This is a genomic window from Dactylosporangium sp. NPDC051541 (assembly GCF_044454505.1).
Lineage (GTDB): Bacteria > Actinomycetota > Actinomycetes > Mycobacteriales > Micromonosporaceae > Dactylosporangium.
On sequence record NZ_JBITDU010000024.1, the window covers coordinates 69,065 to 86,662 of the forward strand.

Below are 17,598 nucleotides of genomic sequence, written 5' to 3' on the forward strand. Positions count from 1 at the left end.
CGATCAGCAGCAGTCTGGCGGCGTCGAAACGGCCACCGGTGCCGAGGCGGGGTCGGCGACATCGCTGTCGGCGCAGCAGCCCGCGGCGGCCGGGATCGGCTGGTCGCCGACGGTGGAGTCGCCCTTGACCACGTACACCTCCCAGGGCTCGTTGCCGGGGCCGTGCACCCACACCTTGTCCTGCAGCGCATAGCAGCACTCGGTGTCGCCCTCGGTCAGGGTGATCAGGCCGGCGTCTGTGAGCCGGCCGGTCGCCGCGTCGACCTGCGCGGTGGTCTCGACCTCGACGCCGAGGTGGTCCAGGACGGTCGCCTCGCCGGGCCCGCCTTCCAGGAGGACCAGCTTGAGCGGCGGCTCGGCGATCGCGAAGTTCACATAGCCGGGGCGGCGCTTGGCCGGCTCGACGCCGAACAGCTTGGTATAGAACGCGACCGACGCCTCCAGATCCGAGACCCGCAGCGCGAGCTGAACACGGGACATGAGAAACCTCCATCTATCTAGATGACGCTCTAATCAGCTTGCATCTCTGCCTAGAGCGCTGTCAATCTAGAGGGGTGTCCAGGCAAGAGAAGGTGCGGCCGGGCTGCTGCGAGCCGATGATCAGCGAGGCGCTGAGCCCGGCGGACGCGGCCGAACTGGCCCGCACGTTCAAGGTCCTCGGCGACCCGGTCCGGCTGCGGGTGCTGTCGCTGATCGCGGCCCGCAAGGGCGGCGAGGTCTGCGTCTGCGACATCACCGACGCGTTCGACCTCACCGGTCCCACGATCTCCTACCACCTGCGCCAGCTGCGCGAAGCCGGCCTGGTCGACTGCGAGCGCCGCGGCACCTGGGTCTACTACTGGATCATCCCGGCCAGGCTCGGCCTGCTCTCCCAGTTCCTGAACCCCGCCGACGCCGCCGCAGCCAATCGGTAAGGCCTCATGCCGTGCCGTTGCCTCCGGACTGTCACGTGCACAGCGAATGGTCGTGGGACACGCCGGTCGGGGACATGGAGGGTTCGTGCGCCCGCGCCCTGGAGCTCGGCCTGCCGGCGATCGCCTTCACCGAGCACCTGGACCACACCGTGTGGCGGGTCGCCCGCGAAGGCCCGTACGTCATGGACAACCTCACGGCGCTCGCCGACGCCGACGGCCTGCTGACCCCGCCCGCCTTCGACGCCGCCGGCTACCTGGCAGCGATCGAGCACTGTCGGGAACGGTTCCCAGGCCTTCGCATCCTCAGCGGCCTGGAGCTGGGCGAGCCGCACCGGCACGCCGAGCAGCTCGCGCCGATCCTGGCCGCGGGCCGCTTCGATCTGCTGCTCGGCTCGCTCCACACGTTGCCCGACCGCGGCACCTTCGCCGAGCCCTGGGGCATCTACCCGCACCGGGACCCCCACGACGTCGTTCGCGAATATCTCGCGGACGTGGCCGTCATGGCCGCGACCTGCGACACGTTCGGCGTGCTGGCCCACATCGACTACCCGGTCCGCTCCTGGCCGGCCGAGCGCGCCGGTCCGTTCGACCCGGCCGCGTTCGAGGACGAGTTCCGGCACGCGCTGCGGGTCGTCGCCCAGTCCGGACGGGCCCTGGAGATCAACACGCGGCGGCCGCTCGACGCGACCGTGCTCGCCTGGTGGCACGAGGAGGGCGGCGACGCGGTCACGTTCGGCAGCGACGCCCACCGGCCGGCTCTCGTCGGCCACGGCTTCCGTGCGGCCGCCCACTTGGCCGAGGCGCACGGATTCCGCGGCGGCGACGAACCCTACGAGCTTTGGCGCCGCGTCGATCGAACAGGTCGGACCGGCACGACCGGGGTCAGCAGCCCGTCCAGACGACGATGAGCGAGGAATTGTCGGAGGTTGAGCCGGCCACGCCGAGGATCGTGTGGCCGTCGGCGCTGACCCAGGAGATTCTCATGTTGCGGTCCTGGTACTGCGGCAGGGCGACCGGGACGTTCCCGCGGTACAGCAGCGCCTTGCCGTAGACGTTGGCCACGATCGTGCCGGTCACGCCGACCGTGTCGACGGTCGCCGGGTAGATCGTGCCGCTCGTCGGGTACAGGCCCGACTCGGGGTGGCCGATCTGCTCGACCGTGCCGGAGCCCAGGTGCCACCGCACATAGATCCGCTCGCCCGACAGTTCGCCCTTGCGGTCGCCCTCGGGGTCGGTGCCGGACTCGCCGGAGGCGACCTCGCCGAACAACTGGTCGCCGCTGGAGGAGCCGGCCCAGCCGGTGTGGTAGCCGGGCGGCATCGGCAGCGGGGTCGCCTGGCCGCCGGGCGTCCACTTCGTCGGGACCATGCTGACCGTGCCGTAGACGGTGCCGTCGTCGGCGATCGCGTTCGCCGTCGACACCGGGCTGTTGAACACCTTGTAGCCGCCGGCGGCGGGCCAGATCACCGCGCGGTGATCACCGCTGTCCGTCCTGGCCTCGCCCACGACGTCGCCGCGGGCGTTGATCGCCGACACCCGCACCTGCGTGAACCCCGGCAACGCCGGCAGGTCGGTCATCGTGCCGTCGCGTACGACCGCCGCGCGGTCACCGTTGGTGCCGGCGATGGTGCCCGAGGCGTTCACCGCGGCGGGACCGAACCCGGTGGGCAGCGCCTGCCGGTGCCCGTCGACCCAGACAACGGCGCCGGAGACGCCCCAGCCGATGATGTAGCGGCCGGTCGGGTCGGCGGTCAGGCCGGCGATGCCGAGCGCCTTCTGGTCCGCCTCGGCGGACAGGGGCGCGACGGTGCAGCCCGGTGCCACGGGCGGCAGCGGCGAGAGGGTCGGGCCGGGCGGCGCCGCCGCGGTCGCGGTGCGCGGTGGCGCGGTGGCGCCCGCCTGCCCGGCGGGGCCGCGGCCCGGCTGGACGAAGGCGATCCCGGCGAGCACCAGCACCGCCAGGGCCGCCGCCCCGCCCATGGCGGCCGCGCGGCGACGGCGGTGGGCGGCGCTCGCGTGGCGGTACACGTCCTCGGCCTGCAAGCGCGACGGGGGCGTCTCGTCGCCGGCGTAGCCCCGCAGTGTCTCCTCGATCATGGTGCGCTCCTCGACAGTCGTGGGGCCAGGCTGCGGCGCAGGGCGGCCAGCCCGGTGGCGGTGCGGCTCTTGATGGTTCCCTCGGACCGGCCCAGCAGCCGGGCGACCTCCGCGACCGGCAGGTCGCACAGGAACCGCAGGACGACGACGATCCGCTGCCGCTCGGGCAGCCGGTCCAGCGCCGCGCGGATCGCCAGCCGGTCGTCGACCGTGTCGCTGCCGCCGTCGACCGGCCGGTCCGGCGCCCGGCCCCCCAACAGGACCGCGGACCAGGGCCGCCGCCGCTCGGACAGGCAGGCCCGGACGACCATCGTGTGGACGTACGCGTCGAGGTTGTCGACCTCCGTCATCCGCGGCCACCGCCGGTACAGCACCGTCAGCGCGTTCTGCACGGCGTCATCGGCCCGATCCGCGTCGCCCAGCACCAGGTAGGCGACGTGATGCAGCCGCGATATCCGTGACCGGACATATTCGATGTAGTCGTGCTGCTGTTCAGCCGGCAACGGCCCCGCTCCCCTCGATCGTCCCCCCGTCACCAAGTCGACGCCGGCACCGCAGCACTCGGTTCAAAACTCGCTCAAGCGTCACGGGCCGGCAGCGGCGCACCCGTCGGGCCCGGTGTCAGATCTGACGGGTCCAGCCGCGGCGGCGGTGTGGCCCCGGCGCGGCTGCGGCGGGCGGCGACGACGAGGATCGCCAACGCGGCGGCGATGACCGCGGCCTGGACGATGCCGGTGGCCGCCGTCGAGTCGTACTGACTGCGCTGGACGTATACACCGGCCCAGGCGTAGGTCAGCACGCCACCGGTGGCGACGCCGAACGTGTGCCGGGCGGTCCAGGCCGTCCGGGTCGCGGCGAGCCACAGCCCGGCGGCCACGGCGACCTCCAGTGCCAGGGTCGCGGTGAGGTAGGCGGGCGGGGCGAGCCGGCGTCCCCCGACGCCGACGATGTAGAGCAGGAAGAACGCCGTACCGCACAGCAGGGCGACACCGGCGAGCACGGCCGGGGACCACGGCGTGGTGGCGCCGGCCGGTCGGGGTCGCGGCAGCAGGAAGGCCAGGACCACGAGGACCACGGCGATCGCCCCGGTCGCGGCCAGCTGGCCCGGCGTGGCCAGGAAGTGTTCCGACAGGTGCGTGCCGACCCCCAGCAGGGCCGCGCCGAGCAGATACGGCACGGCGGTGGCGGCCAGCAGCGGCCGTGGCAGCCACGGGGCGCCGGCCGCAGCCGGGAACAGCGCCTGGACGACCGCGATCGGTACCGTGATGCTCCATACGCAGTGCAGCGTCAGGACGTACAGCGCCCAGGGTGCGCCGGTGCCGGTACCGGGGATGGTGCCGTACTGGTTGAGGTTCAGGTCCACATAGGACGGGTTGAACAGCGACTGCGTGACGGCGCCCTCCTCGATCACGCCGTAGGCGACGGCGAGCACGGCGATGGTCGGCCAGCCGCGCCCGGCGCGTACGGCACACTCCCGGATGATCAGGGCGCCGGCGCCGTAGAGCATGGCGACGGGGAGGTAGGCGGCGAGGGCGTCGGTGGAGCCGAGCGGGATGTTGCCGAGCAAGTATTCGGCGAGCAGCGGGGCGAGCAGGAACAGGATCAGGGCCGGCGGATAGTGATGCTTGCTGGTCATGGCGGTTCCGCTTTCTGTCCGGTCGCAGCGGCGAACAGCCGCGCGAGCTCCTGGCCGTAGCGGGCGGGGTCGGTGTGATCGGGGCGGCTCACCTCCCGGGCGGCACCGTCGAGCGCGGCGCGGAGGCTCACCGCGGCCACACGCGTGTCGAAGCGGGTCATCTCGCCGGCGCGTTGCGCGTCGCGCATGAACTGCTGCAGCTGCACCAGCTCCGGCTCGTGGATCTCGGGCCCGAACTCCAGCCGGCCGTCGGGCTGGCGCAGGTTCCCGCGCACCGCGGACAGCGCGACGATGTCGTGCGGATGCGCGGCGTAGAACTCGACGCTGGCCACGATGAACTCGTGCAGGACGGCTGACGGTGAGGCCTGCGCGTCCATGCGCGGCCGGATGTGGTCGAACGCCTTGCCGAACACGCGGGCGACGACCTCGCGCATCAGCGCCGCCTTGTCCGCGAAGTGATACGAGATCAGCCCCGTGCTGGACAAGCCGGCCCGCCGGGCGATCCGGGCGAACGTCGCCGCACCGAACCCCTCGTGCGCGATGACCTCGATGGCGCTGTCGACGATCTGCCGGCGCCGGGCTTCCGCACTGAGCCTGCTGCGGGGCGACACGGCGTCGTCACTCAGGCCGGATCAGGCGCCTGTTTGTGCCGCGGTGCCGGTCGGAGATACATCCTCATGACTGTCACTCTATTGCTCAGCCGAGCAATAGTCGACTCGTGCCGGCCCGTGAACGGCCTGGTCGCCGCTGCGGCGCCGACGGAGGCCTGGTCGGGTAACTTTCGCAGTCACGAGAGAGGCCGCCGCGGGGCCGGGGCCGAACCGGCCAGGCTGTCTCGCCTGCGGCCGGCGGGCCGCTGTCGGCGCGCAGAACGCCGCCCCTTGACAAAGTTCCTCCGGGCGGCCGACCGTGTGAGCGCTCACAAATAGAGAGCGACGTCGATGGAAGGTCCGGCGGCGTCCGTCCTGGCTGTCCACCGCCGTGGCGGTGCCGGTTCTCTGGAGGTTCCATGGCCTTGCGAAGGGCGACTGCTGTATTTGCCGCTTCCACCACTGCGGCCGCGGGTCTGGCTTGGGGTATCGCCTACGCCGGTCCGGCGTCGGCCGCGGCCGGTTGCCGGGTCGACTACAAGGTGACCAACCAGTGGCAGGGCGGGTTCGGCGCCGACGTCACCGTCACCAACCTCGGCGACCCGGTCAACGGCTGGACCCTCACCTGGACGTACACCGCCGGGCAGTCCGTCACCCAGGCCTGGAACGCGGCCGTCACTCAGTCCGGCGCCGCGGTGACCGCGAGGAACGTCGACTACAACGCGAATCTGGCCACCGGGGGTACCGCCGGCTTCGGCTTCAACGGCGCCTGGAACAACGCCACCAACCCGGTGCCGGCCTCCTTCGCGCTCAACGGCGTCACCTGCACCGGCACCCCGACCACCGCCAGTCCGACAGCGTCCGCGACGCCGTCGAACCCGGGCAGTCCGAGCCCGTCGCGGTCCACCGGCCCGACGCCGTCCGCGTCGAGCAGCCCGCAGCCGCCGGCCGGGGCGATCGTGGTGGCCGCCGACGGCTCCGGCGCGGTCACCACCGTGCAGGCCGCGGTCGACCGGGTGCCGGCGAACACCAGCACGACCGCGACCATCTGGATCAAGAAGGGGACCTACACCGGCCGGGTCGTGGTGCCGTCGAACAAGCCGAACATCGTGTTCACCGGCGCCACCGGCACCGCGTCCGACGTCGTGATCACCGCGAGCCGGCCGCAGAGTACCGACGGCGACATGGGCAGCGCCACCGTCGTGCTCAACGCCAGGGCCATCGAGATGCGCAACCTGACCGTCCGCAACGACTACAACGAGGCCGCGAACGGAGCCTCGCAGGCCCTGGCTCTGTATGCCAACGGCGACCGGCAGATCTTCCGCAACGTGCGGATCATCGGCGACCAGGACACGTTCCTGACGAAGACCGCCGGCCTGCGACAGTACTTCTACCAGAGCTACATCGAGGGCGACGTCGACTTCATCTACGGCCCCGGCACCGCGGTGTTCGACAACTGCGAGATCTTCTCCTCGACCCGCAACTCGTCGAACAACGGCTACGTCACCGCCTCGGCGACCCCGGGGTCGCGGACCTACGGGATCCTGATCGTGAACTCCCGGCTGACCAGTGACGGCGCGGCGGGAACGGTGTACCTCGGCCGGCCCTGGCACCCCGGCGGCGACACCAGCGCCAACCCGCAGGTCCTGATCCGCGACAGCACCCTCGGCGCGCACGTCCGCACCGCGCAGCCGTGGACCGACATGAGCGGCTTCTCGTGGAAGGACGCCCGCCTGGCCGAGTACCGCAACACCGGCCCCGGCGCCGGCGTCAACAGCAACCGGCCGCAGATGAGTGATGCCACCGCCGCCAACTACACCGCCCAGAAGTACCTGGCCGGCTCCGACGGCTGGAACCCCGTCCTCGGCTGACCCCGCGAACGGTCCGACGCCGGGCCCGGACATATGCGTCCGGGCCCGGCCGCCGGGCCCGGCCGCCGGGCGCGACGGCTTGTGACGGCAAATCGCCGATGTTAGCGTTCACTCGCCCGGTGCGCGGGCAGGCCAGACAGCAGCCGTTGTGAATGCGACCGAGCCGGGGGAGTCGTGTCCTGGTCCTTGCGATCGGCGGCCGGGCCCGCCGCGGCGCCGCCGCCGGGCGACGCGGTCGTCCAGTGCGAGAGTCTCGTGCACATCTATCAGACCGGATCGGTCGAGGTGCAGGCGCTGCAGGGCCTCGACCTGATGGTCACGACGGGCGAGATGATCGCCGTCGTGGGCGCCTCCGGATCGGGGAAGTCGACGCTGCTGTCGATCCTCGCCGGCATCGAGACGCCGACGGCCGGCCACGCGCGGGTCGGTGCATGGGACCTGCTGACGATGGCCCGGGCGGACCGGGTGCGCTACCGCCGGCACATGGTCGGTTTCGTGCGCCAGCAGACCGCGAGCAATCTGGTGCCCTATCTCACCGCGCGGCAGGTGATCGACCTGCCGATGACGGCCGCCGGCGTCCCGTCCCGAGCGCGGCGGGCCCGCTGTGACGAGCTGCTCGACGCGCTCGGCGTGGCCGACTGCGCCGATCGGCGGCCCGCGCAGATGTCCGGCGGCCAGCAGCAGCGGGTCGCGATCGCGGTGGCCCTGGCCAACTGGCCCCGGCTGCTGCTGGCCGACGAGCCGACCGGCGAGCTGGACAGCACCACCGCCGCGGACGTGTTCGAGGCTATGCGGCACGTCAACCGGCACTTCGGTGTCACGGCTGTCATCGTGACCCACGACCCGCAGGTCAGCGGGCACGTCGAACGCACCGTGGCGATCCGCGACGGCCGCACCAGCAGCGAGGTGCTGCGCCGGGCCGCCGGGGGGACGGGCGGGGACACTCAGGTGATCGCCGAGGAGTACGCGGTGATGGACCGGGCCGGTCGGGTCCAGGTGCCGCGGGAGTACCGCGAGGCGCTGGCCCTGACCCGGCGGGTCCGGCTGGCGCTGGAACACGACCACATCACCATCCGGCCGGACGACCCGGGACCGGCCGGATGAGCACCGGCGAGGACGTGCTGCTGGTCCGGGCGGTCAGCCGCCGCTTCCGGGCCGGGCCGGCCGTCGTCCACGCGCTGCGGGAGGTCACGTTCACCGTTGCCGCCGGCACGATGGTGGCGCTGGTCGGCCGGTCCGGCTCGGGCAAGACGACGCTGCTCAACGTCGTCGGCGGACTGGACCGCCCGGACGGCGGCGACGTCGTCGTCGACGGCATCGACGTGACCGGCCTGGACGACGACGGCCGGGCGCGACTGCGGCGGGAGAAGGTCTCCTACGTGTTCCAGACGTTCGGCCTGATCCCCGAGCTCACCGCGGCCGAGAACGTCGGCGTCCCGCTACGGCTGGCCCGGACGCCCGCCGCGGACCGGCAGCGCCGGGTCGAGCTGCTCCTCGACCTCGTCGGCCTGGCCGGGCACGCCCGGCAACGCCCCGGTGAGCTGTCCGGCGGCCAGCAGCAGCGGGTGGCGATCGCCCGCGCCCTCGCGGGCTCACCCCGGCTGCTCGTCGCCGACGAGCCGACCGGCCAGCTCGACGCGGAGACCGGCCGGTCGGTGATGGCCCTGCTGCGCGGCGTGGTGGAGTCCGAGGGGGTCACCGCGCTCGTGGCCACCCACGACCCGGTCATGATCGCGTTGGCCGATCGGGTGCTGCGCATCCACGACGGCCGGGTCGACGAGCCGGCCACCGGGGCGGCTGCGTGCTGAGGTTCGCCGGGATCCGGGCCCGGGCGCAGTGGCGGCTGCTGACGGCACTGCTGGGCGTCGTGGCCGGCGGCGCGACGCTGCTGGGCGTGTCCGCGCTGCTGCTGACCGACACCGGGCGGCGGGCGCTGGAGGTGGCCGCCGGCCGGGCCGAGCCGGTCGACGTCAACGTGACCGCATACACCGCCACCATCCGCGGCGGCGACGCCCAGTCGGTCGCCGCCGACACCCGGGCCCTGCTGCGCTCGACGCTGGCGCCGTTGCCGTCCGCCACCTCGGGGCGCGCGTCGTCGGTGATGCGCACCCTGCCGGGGGTACCGGTCGGTCCGTCGGCCGCGCCGGCGGTCGGCTACCTGTCGGGCATCGAGGAGTTGGCCGCCGGGGCCGAGCTGACCGCCGGCCGCTGGCCGCGCCGGGCCACCGCGCCGGGTCCCGGGCCGCTGGAGGCGGTCGTGCTCGAACCGACCGCCCGAAGCCTGGGCCTGGCCGTCGGCGACCCGGTGCACCTGGGCGCCGAACTGACCCGTGACGGCGATGCGGCTCTGGACGTGGTCGTGGTCGGCGTGGTCCGGCCGCGGCCCGGCGGGGGATGGGAGCGTGACCCGCTCGGCGGGGCCGGTGTCGACCCGACCTTCGACGAGGGCACGGCGAACCAGCCGTCCGGCGCTTACGGCCCCTTCATCGTGGACTTCACGGACCTGCTCACCAGCGGCTCGAGTCTCAGCCGGATGGAGTTCACCGCCCGCCCGGACCTCTCCGGCGTCCGCTACGACGATCTCGGCGCCGTCGCCCGGGCCGTGGACGGCGCCGACGGCCGGCTGGCGCGGATCCTCGCGGGCCGGGTGCAGAGCGAGCGGGTCGCCTCCGCGCTGCCGTCGACGCTGGCGACCGCGCACCGGCATCAGCGGGTCACCGACGCGCTGGTCCTGGCGGTCGCGACGCTGGGCGCTGTCCTGAGCGCGGTCGCGCTCGTGCTGGCCGGGCGGCTCACCGCTGACGTCCGGGCCGCTGAGAGCGCCCTGCTGGTGACGATGGGCACCGGCCGCGGCCGGCTCGTCCGGCTCGCCGCCGCGGAAGGCACGGTGCTCGCCCTGCTCGCCGCGGCCGTCGCGATCCCCGCGTCCTCCGCCGGGCACGCCGCGGTCACGCACCTGCCCACGCTCGCCGCGGCTGGGCTCGCCACCGCGCCGCACCTCACCGGCGGTCAGGTCCTGACGATCGCCGTCTGCGTCCTGTCGCTCGTGGCGCTGCTCACGACACTGGCCGCCCGCGACCCGCTCGGCCCGCACCGGCGCGGCCGGCCGTCCGGGCCGGTGCGATCCGGGGTCGACCTGCTCCTGGTGGTGCTGGGCGCCGCGGGATGGTGGCAGGTCCGGACCCAGTCGGCGCAGTCGGTCCTGGACGCCGACGCGGTGCGCACGTTCGCACCGGCCGTGATGCTGCTCGGGGTCGGCTGGCCCGCGCTGCGGCTGGCGCGCCCGGCCCTGGCCCTCCTCGACCGGCGGGCCGGCCGGTCGGCCGGACTGACCTGGCCGCTGGCCGTCGTCGGCGCCGCTCGCCGCCCGCAGGCCACCGCCGCCGGGCTGCTGGTCATCATGGCCTGCGCGACCGCCGGGTTCGGTATCGCCCTGGACGCCACCTGGGCACGCTCGCAGCGTGACCAGGCCGACCTGGCCGTCGGCACCGACCTCAGTGTGGCCGTGGACGCGACCCCGGCCGACGGGGACGGGACGGCGCTGCTGACCGCGACCGGCGGCACGCTCAGCGCGGCGACGGACCGCAGCGTCGCCGTCGGGCAGTGGCTCGGCGCCGGCGGCGACGCGACCCGGCTGGTCGCGGTGGACACCACCCGCGCCGGTGATCTGCTGCGCGGCCGGTCACCAGCCGGTCGGAACTGGGCCGACATCACCGCCGCCCTGACGCCGGCCGACCGGGCCTCCGGTGTGGCGGTCGGCGGCGGTGCGGCGTTCACGATCACCGGGGAGACGGGCCGGGCCACCACGCTGAGCGTGACCCCGAAGCTGGTCATCGAAGACGCCACCGGTCTGCGGAGCACCTGCGCCGGCGGCCCGGTCGAGCTCGACGGGCGGCCGCATCCGCTGCCGTCCTGCACGGCGATCCGCGGCGGGCAGCTCCTGGCGGTACTGCTGGCAGTGACCGGCGGATCGGCCGAGCCCGACCCGGCCGGCGCCGAGCACGTCACCGTCACCCTGGCCGTCGCGGCGGCCGGTGCCGGTGACGCGGCCTGGACGGCCGGCGTCGCGCGTCCGACGCCGGACCCGCTCACCGGTGCGGCCGTGACGGTGACCGGCTCCGGCACCGAGACGCTGGTGCGGATGGACATGAGCGTCCCGCCCGCCTACACACCCGAGCCGCGGGTATTCGTGGCCACGGCCTTCCCCGACCCCGGTGTCGTCCCGGTCGTGGTCTCCGCCGCCCTGGCGAAGGCGCTGCACGTCGGGCCCGGCGCCCAGCTCGACCTGACGATCGGCGACAGCTCCGTCCCGGTGGTCGTGACCGAAGTGGTGCCCGCCGTCCCGTCCGCGCCGGGCGCCGCGGCGGTGCTCGCTGACCTGGACGCGGTGTCGCGGGCCATGGTCGTCCAGGGTGATCTGACGGCTCCGGTGGACGCGTGGTGGGTCGGCCACCCGGACCGCGCCGACGCCGCCACCCGCGCCGAGGCCCTGCACCTGGGTACCGTCACCACCCGCACCGCGGAGACCGCCCGGCTCACGACCGGACCGGTCGTCGCCGGTCTGCCGGCCGTCCTGCGGCTGCTGATCCCGGCCGCCGCGATCCTGCTGTTCGCCGGCATCGTCCTGCACGTGACGTGCGATCTGCGGGCCGGTGCCCACGAATCGGCCCGGCTGCTGGGCCTGGGCATGACCCGCCGGGCGATGCGGGCCATGCTGCTCGGCCGGCACGTCCTGCTGCTGGGGCCGCTCTGCCTGACCGGAACCGCCGTCGGCGCCGTGGTGACCGTGGCCCTCGCGCCGCTGCTCGTCCGGGCCGAGACCGGCGCCCCACCCGATCCCGGCGTCGTCGTGCAGTGGCCGTGGCCCGCCGAGATCCTGGCGTTGGCCGTACTGGTGTCCGGCTGTCTGGCCGCGGCCGGCATCGTGGTCGGCGCCCGGACCCGCCGGATCGACGCCACCGACCTGCGGATCGCCTCATGAGGCCGCACTGGCCGAGCGTGTTCGGCCGGGCCCGGGCCGACCGTGGCGCGCTGCTGCTGTGCGCCGCGGTCGTCGCGCTGGTCGCGATGCTGGCCGGGGCCGTGCCGGTGCTGCTGCGCGGCATCGCCGACGACGCCGTCGCCGACGCCGTGCGCCGGGCCGGCGAGGACGCCGACGTGACGGCGACCATGCGGTGGGAGCCGGATGCCGGGCGGAGCGGCCGGTTCCGCACGCCCCAGCTCGCGCAGGACGTCGAGGCGTTCCGGTTGCGGGCAGAGGGTGAGCTGGACCCGGGCCTGCGGGCCGTGCTGGCCCCGCCCGTCGCGTCGGTGATCAGCCCCACGCTGCGGATCGCCCGTGCCGATGCGGCGCGGACCTTCCGGCTGGCCTACCTGGACGCGGGCGGCGAACCCGGCGTCACCTGGACGGCGGGCACCGCGCCCGGTGCCGCCGTCACCGGCACTGACGACGCCGAACTGCCCGACCAGCGCAGCCGGCTCGTCCGCATCGGGATCTCCGAGGCCACCGCGGCCGCGCTGCGGGTGGGGCCGGGCGACCGGATCCCACTGCTCGACCAGCACGGCGCGCCGAAGGAGGTCGAGGTCACCGGGGTCTTCCGGGCCATGGACCGCGCCGACCCGGTCTGGCGACCGGCGCCCTGGCTGCTGGAGCCGGACCCGGGTACGGCCCGGATGCGTACCGTCCGGCTCGGCGGGCTGCTGTCGCGCGAATCCCTGCCCGACGCCCGGCTCGCGTTCGAACCGGACGAGCTGCGGCCGGTCGTGACGTTCGCCCCGCGCCCCGAGGCATTCACGCTGCGCGTCGCGCAGGCGGTCGGCCCGGCCGCGGTCGCGCTCGAGGCGAACTCCCCCTCGTCGAGCACGTTCAGCTCGGAGTCGTCGTGGAACACGCAGCTCGACGCCGTGCTGCGGGACGTCACCGGGCAGGTCGACGCGGCCGCGGTCCAGATGTCGGTCCTGCTGATCGGCGTCATCGCCGTCGGTGCCCTGGTGCTGCTCCTCGTCACCGACCTGCTGGTGGCCCGGCGGGCCCCGGCGTTGGCCCTGGCCCGCCGCCGCGGCGCCGCCCTGCCGGTGCTCGGGGCCGAGCTGCTGCTGGAGTCGGCCGCGGTGGCCGTCACGGCCGCAGCCGCCGGACTGCTGTTGGCCCGGGCACTGGTCGGAGCGGCCGCCTGGGCGTGGGCGGTCCCCGTGGCGCTGACCGCGGCCGCCGGGCCGCCGCTGCTCGGCCTGCGCGCCGCCGGCCACGGTACCCACGATCGACGCACGTCCGCCCACCCGGCGGCCCGCCGTTTCGCGGCCCGGACCCGTCAGCTTCGCCGCCTGGCGTTCGAGGGCGCCGTGCTGGTCGCGGCGGCGGCCGCGGTGGTGGCGTTGCGTCAGCGCGGCGGGCCGGTGGACGGCGGCGCGACGCTGCCGGCGAGCGCTCCTACGTTCGGTGCCGTAGCCGCCGGGCTCGCGCTGGCCCGCCTCGTGCCGCCCGGTCTGCGCCTCATACAGCGCGGGATGCTGCGGTCGCGGTTCCCGATCGCCGTGTTCGGCCTCACCCGGGCGGTCGCAGCCGCCGGGCGCGGGCTGCCGTTGGTGACACTCGTCTGCGCGGCGGCGCTGGCGTCGTGCAGCCTCACCGTCGGCGCCACGGTCGAGGCGGGCATTCGCGACGCGGCCTGGCGCAGCGTCGGCGCCGACGCCCGCGTCGACGTGGCCGACGGCTCGGCGGATGAGACAGCCCGGCGGATCTCGGCCGCACCCGGCGTGCGACAAGTCGTTGCCGCGCAGGTCACGGACGCGGCGGAGGTCGTCACCGCCGAGACGTCGGTCCCGGCGCGCCTGATCGCCGTCGACGTGCGCGGATTCGATCGCCTCCGCGCCGGCACGCCGCTGGCCGGCGTTGCGGCACCGGCCCAGCTGACCGGGCCGGCGGCGGGAGGCTTGCCCGCACTGGTGCGCTCGGCCGACGGCCGCCTGCGGCCCGGCATGAGCCTCGAACTGAGCCGGGCCGGTGCGCCGCCGATCAAGCTCACGGCGGTCGGTGCCGCACCCTCGCTCGACGGTGCCGATGATGTCGTCCTGGTCGATGCGGCCGCACTCGCCGCGGCCGGGATGCCGGTCGTGCCCAACACCCTGTGGGTGACCGGACCCGGTGCCCAGCAGGCCGCCGCCGCGGCCGCCGCCGGGCCGACCGTGCTGCGCGACGACGTCCTGCGGTCGCTGCGGGACGCTCCGCTGGTCGCTGGTCTGATCCGGCTCACGCGCGTGTCCGCCATGGCCCTCGTGGCCCTCGGGGTCCTGGGACTGATCCTGGGCGCGGCGACGCAGGCACCGCAGCGCCGGCAGACGCTGAGCCGGCTGCGCACCCTCGGCCTGCGCCGCCGCGACGCCGGCCGGGTCACCGCCGGCGAGCTGCTGCCGGTCGTGGCGGTGGCCGGGCTGGTCGGCCCGCTGTCCGGCGTCGTCCTGGCCGCGGTGACGATCGGTGGCCTCGCGCTGCCGGTGGACCCCGGCCCGGCCGCCGAGCCGATCCTGACGCCGCCGTGGGCCGGGCTCGGTCTGATACCGGTGGCACTCCTTGTGGCGGGCGCGGCCGTGGCCGGCGCCGAATCGACCCGGCGCGGCGGCGGCCGGCTGGCGGCGGCCCTGCGCGTCGGCGACGGCTGAGTCCCGGGCCCGGTTGCGACCCGGCCGGAGCGCACCGGCCCCGCCGCGGAGCATTCGGGGCCGGTGCGATCACATGCTCAGGCGCGCAGGCTCCACTGCTGGTTGGTGCCGCCGTTGCAGGTCCAGAGAATGATCTTCGTGCCGTTGGCGGTCGCGCCGCCGTTGGCGTCCAGGCACAGCCCGGACTGCTGGCCCGTGACCGTGCCGTTGGCGTTGACGTTCCACTGCTGGTTGGTCTGACCGTTGCAGTCCCAGATGACGACGGCGGTTCCGTTGGTGGTGCCCCGCCCGGAGGCGTCCAGGCACTTGTTGCCGTACACCTGCAGCTGCTTTCCGGAGGTGTAGGTGAAGCGCTGGTTGGTGCCACCATGACAGTCGTAGAGCTGGGCCTGGGTCCCGTTCGCGGTCGCCGTGCCGCTGATGTCGACGCACCGGCCGGACGCGCCGCCCACGATCGTGGTGCCCTGACCGCCACCGCCGCCACTGCTCTGGCGCACGAGCCACTTCGACTCGGCGGAGCGGTTGCCCTGCTGGTCCACCACGAACAGCCGGTAGTCCCCCGCCGTCGTCGGCACCGCGATAGCCGTCGCGGTGCCACCGGCGCTGGTCATCGTCGGCCCGGCGGTGAAGGTGGTCGTGCCCGACGGGGCCAGCCAGACGGTCCTGGTCGCGTCGCCGGCGCCGCGAAGCGGCATCGTCGCGGTCGCGGTGCCGACGAACGTGCTGGCCGGCAGCGCGTAGTCGGCCGGCGCGACGCGGCCCGCCGGCAGGATGTCACGGTAGGCGGACTGGAGTCCGGAGTTCGCGGCGATGGCGTACGCGGCCGCCGGCCAGACGTAGTCCGACGAGACGAGAATGTCCTGGACGGTGCTGTTGGGCAGGTTCTTGTTGGACACCTTGTTGATGGGGCCGTAGGTCTGGGTGATGCTCAGATCGTGCTTGCGTCCGAAGTCGTCGGAGTTGATGAGCCATGTGACGTTCTTGTCCACACTCAGCACGTTGTCCCGGAAGGTGATGTACGCCGAGCCCTCGTCCGGGTGCAGCCCGTACTTGTGGCCGGCGGGCACGCCCTCGAGATAGTTGTCGGTGACCGTGGTCCCCGGCTGGCTGCCCAGCGTGTAGATGGGCGCCGTGTCGCTGAGGCGCTGCACCGTGTCGATGATGTGGTTGTAGCGGATGGTGTTGTTCCGGGCGGTGGTGGTCGGCCGGTTGGGTGCCACCGAACCGGACGAGCCGTCGAAGTTCCACCAGCCCCAGCCCAGCGTGATGCCCGACCAGGGGGCCTTCTCGATGCGGTTGTACTGGATGGTCAGCGTGTCGGTGAAGTACGCCGAGATCGGGCTGTGGCCGTTGAACAGCACGGCGCTGTCGTAGAGGTAGTTGTTCGCGATCTCGATGTTCGCGCACAGGCCCTCGACCTGAGGGGAGTACTTCTCCCGGTTGCTCGACGTGCCGTCGCCGATGAACACGTGCTGCGGATGCCCGACCGTGACGGCGGACCCGGCGATGTCGTTGGTGTAGTTGCCGATCAGCCGGGTGTTCTGCACGTCGTTGACCATGTTGATGCCGTCGGCGCCGGTGTGCTCGACCCGGTTGCGCTCCAGCAGGATGCCGTCGGCGTTCTCGATCTGGACGATGCCGGGCGCCACGTCGACGTTGCGGTAGTAGTAATCGTGAAAGTTGCGCTTCGCGTAGACGAACGCGCTGAGGTTGCCCTGCTGCGCCTGCTTGAACACGGAGCCGGCGACGTTGACCAGGTTCCAGTCGGAGTGCGCGATCGTGATCCCCGTGAACGAGATGTTGCGGGCGTGGCCGGTCGTGGACGTGCCCGCGACCCGCAGCACGGTGGTCACGTTGTTCGGTGCGACGACCGACGCCGTCGTCATATCCTCCGAGCTGGACTTGTAGTAGTAGACCGTCCGGCTGGTCTTGTCGAAGTAGAACTCGCCCGGCGCGTCGAGGAACTCGTAGGCGTTCATCACCTTGTGGCTGCCGCCGGCCTGGGCGTCACCGTTGTAGGCGCCTTGCGCGATGGCCGCGCCGGGCTGCTGGAACAGCGCCACCCGGCTGCCGCCGTCGGAGCTCGTGGTGACCTGACGGACCCCGACGATGGCCGTCGTCCAGGTCGTCGCCGTCTCGATCTCCAGGTCGTCCTGGTTGCGGGAGATGGCCGGGAAGTCGCCCAGGTTGTACTTGGAGCCGTCGCACTCCGAACCGGACTCCAGCGCCCAGGCGGCCTGACCGGCGGTGATGTTGTACGTCCCGGAGCACCCGGCCGAATTGATGGTCTTGGCGGCCATGAACGCCCGCTTGCCGTTGACGTAGAGCGCTCGTAGCTTGTTGCTCCGGTTCAGCGGCGCCTTCCAGATGTTCCCGCTCTGCTGGGTCCAGCCGGTGACCGCCACGCCGCCGCTGAGCACCGGCGTCTCGCCCGGGTAGGCGGCGTACGAGATCCGGTAGCCGTTCGTGCCGGAGTCGCTCTGCGCGAACTCGATGGTGCTGCTCACCGGGTAGGTGCCGCCGCGCAGATACACGACGATGTCGCCGGTCATGTTCGCGTTGATCGAACGGAGCACATCCCGCGCGCGCTGGACGCTGCGAAACGGTGCCGCCAGGGTCCCCGGGTTGGCGTCGTCCCCGTCCGGGGCGATGTAATACGTCGCCTGGGTGGCGGCGGCCGCCGGGGCCTGATGCCCGACGGCGGACAACACTGCGGCGGCGATCAGCACGGCAAGGACGATCAACGACCTTCCGGTGCGGGCAAGGGCAGCATGCACGCTCATATCCTCTTCCTCCTCGCGAACCGAAGCGCTCAGCGGCCGTCGCACGGC

General features: G+C 73.5%; 13 protein-coding genes. 7 read left to right on the forward strand and 6 right to left on the reverse strand.

The features are described 5' to 3' along the window. Positions 1-3: 3 nt before the first annotated feature. Positions 4-480 (reverse strand): ArsI/CadI family heavy metal resistance metalloenzyme, encoded by a 477-nt coding sequence (locus ACIA8L_RS51750; RefSeq protein ID WP_395916970.1) that lies wholly within the window; start codon positions 478-480, stop codon positions 4-6. Positions 481-554: 74 nt separating this feature from the next. Here ACIA8L_RS51750 and ACIA8L_RS51755 point away from each other — a divergent pair, with 74 nt between their 5' ends. Both ACIA8L_RS51755 and ACIA8L_RS51760 read left to right on the forward strand, forming a co-directional pair. Beyond that, entirely contained in the window at positions 555-914 is a 360-nt protein-coding gene (locus ACIA8L_RS51755) for an ArsR/SmtB family transcription factor (protein ID WP_395916972.1), read from the forward strand. 35 nt (positions 915-949) lie between these two features. Next, positions 950-1,822 carry a PHP domain-containing protein gene (locus ACIA8L_RS51760; RefSeq protein WP_395916974.1) on the forward strand — a complete coding sequence of 291 codons (873 nt, stop codon included), beginning with the start codon at positions 950-952 and terminating at the stop codon, positions 1,820-1,822. Here the strand turns inward: ACIA8L_RS51760 and ACIA8L_RS51765 are convergent. From ACIA8L_RS51765 to ACIA8L_RS51780, 4 genes are all read right to left on the reverse strand, one after another. Continuing rightward, on the reverse strand, positions 1,797-3,011 hold the full coding sequence (locus ACIA8L_RS51765; RefSeq protein ID WP_395916976.1) for a hypothetical protein: 1,215 nt from the start codon (positions 3,009-3,011) through the stop codon (positions 1,797-1,799). The two genes, ACIA8L_RS51760 and ACIA8L_RS51765, sit on opposite strands and share 26 nt — an antisense overlap. Beyond that, a complete protein-coding gene (locus ACIA8L_RS51770; protein ID WP_395916978.1) occupies positions 3,008-3,514 on the reverse strand; it encodes a SigE family RNA polymerase sigma factor in 507 nt (168 codons plus the stop codon). Before ACIA8L_RS51770 ends, ACIA8L_RS51765 begins: the two co-directional genes overlap by 4 nt. Positions 3,515-3,588: 74 nt before the next feature. Beyond that, positions 3,589-4,647 carry a hypothetical protein gene (locus ACIA8L_RS51775; protein WP_395916980.1) on the reverse strand — a complete coding sequence of 353 codons (1,059 nt, stop codon included), beginning with the start codon at positions 4,645-4,647 and terminating at the stop codon, positions 3,589-3,591. Further along, on the reverse strand, positions 4,644-5,258 hold the full coding sequence (locus ACIA8L_RS51780; protein WP_395916982.1) for a TetR/AcrR family transcriptional regulator: 615 nt from the start codon (positions 5,256-5,258) through the stop codon (positions 4,644-4,646). Before ACIA8L_RS51780 ends, ACIA8L_RS51775 begins: the two co-directional genes overlap by 4 nt. A 398-nt stretch (positions 5,259-5,656) precedes the next feature. Here ACIA8L_RS51780 and ACIA8L_RS51785 point away from each other — a divergent pair, with 398 nt between their 5' ends. The 5 genes from ACIA8L_RS51785 (at position 5,657) to ACIA8L_RS51805 (ending at position 14,767) form a co-directional block, all read left to right on the forward strand. Further along, on the forward strand, positions 5,657-7,108 hold the full coding sequence (locus ACIA8L_RS51785; protein ID WP_395916984.1) for a pectinesterase family protein: 1,452 nt from the start codon (positions 5,657-5,659) through the stop codon (positions 7,106-7,108). A gap of 174 nt (positions 7,109-7,282) precedes the next feature. Further along, a complete protein-coding gene (locus tag ACIA8L_RS51790; RefSeq protein ID WP_395916986.1) occupies positions 7,283-8,212 on the forward strand; it encodes an ABC transporter ATP-binding protein in 930 nt (309 codons plus the stop codon). Beyond that, complete coding sequence (locus tag ACIA8L_RS51795; RefSeq protein WP_395916988.1) at positions 8,209-8,916, forward strand: ABC transporter ATP-binding protein; 708 nt, start codon at positions 8,209-8,211, stop codon at positions 8,914-8,916. Before ACIA8L_RS51790 ends, ACIA8L_RS51795 begins: the two co-directional genes overlap by 4 nt. Beyond that, on the forward strand, positions 8,910-12,089 hold the full coding sequence (locus tag ACIA8L_RS51800) for a permease (RefSeq protein WP_395916990.1): 3,180 nt from the start codon (positions 8,910-8,912) through the stop codon (positions 12,087-12,089). Before ACIA8L_RS51795 ends, ACIA8L_RS51800 begins: the two co-directional genes overlap by 7 nt. After that, positions 12,086-14,767: an FtsX-like permease family protein gene (locus tag ACIA8L_RS51805; RefSeq protein ID WP_395916992.1), complete on the forward strand. Its 2,682-nt coding sequence runs from the start codon at positions 12,086-12,088 to the stop codon at positions 14,765-14,767. The genes ACIA8L_RS51800 and ACIA8L_RS51805 overlap by 4 nt, the downstream gene beginning before the upstream one ends. Before the next feature lie 77 nt (positions 14,768-14,844). Here ACIA8L_RS51805 and ACIA8L_RS51810 read toward each other — a convergent pair whose 3' ends face one another. After that, positions 14,845-17,550, reverse strand: coding sequence for a lectin (locus ACIA8L_RS51810; protein WP_395916994.1), 2,706 nt, complete (start codon positions 17,548-17,550; stop codon positions 14,845-14,847). Between the last annotated feature and the right edge of the window lie 48 nt (positions 17,551-17,598).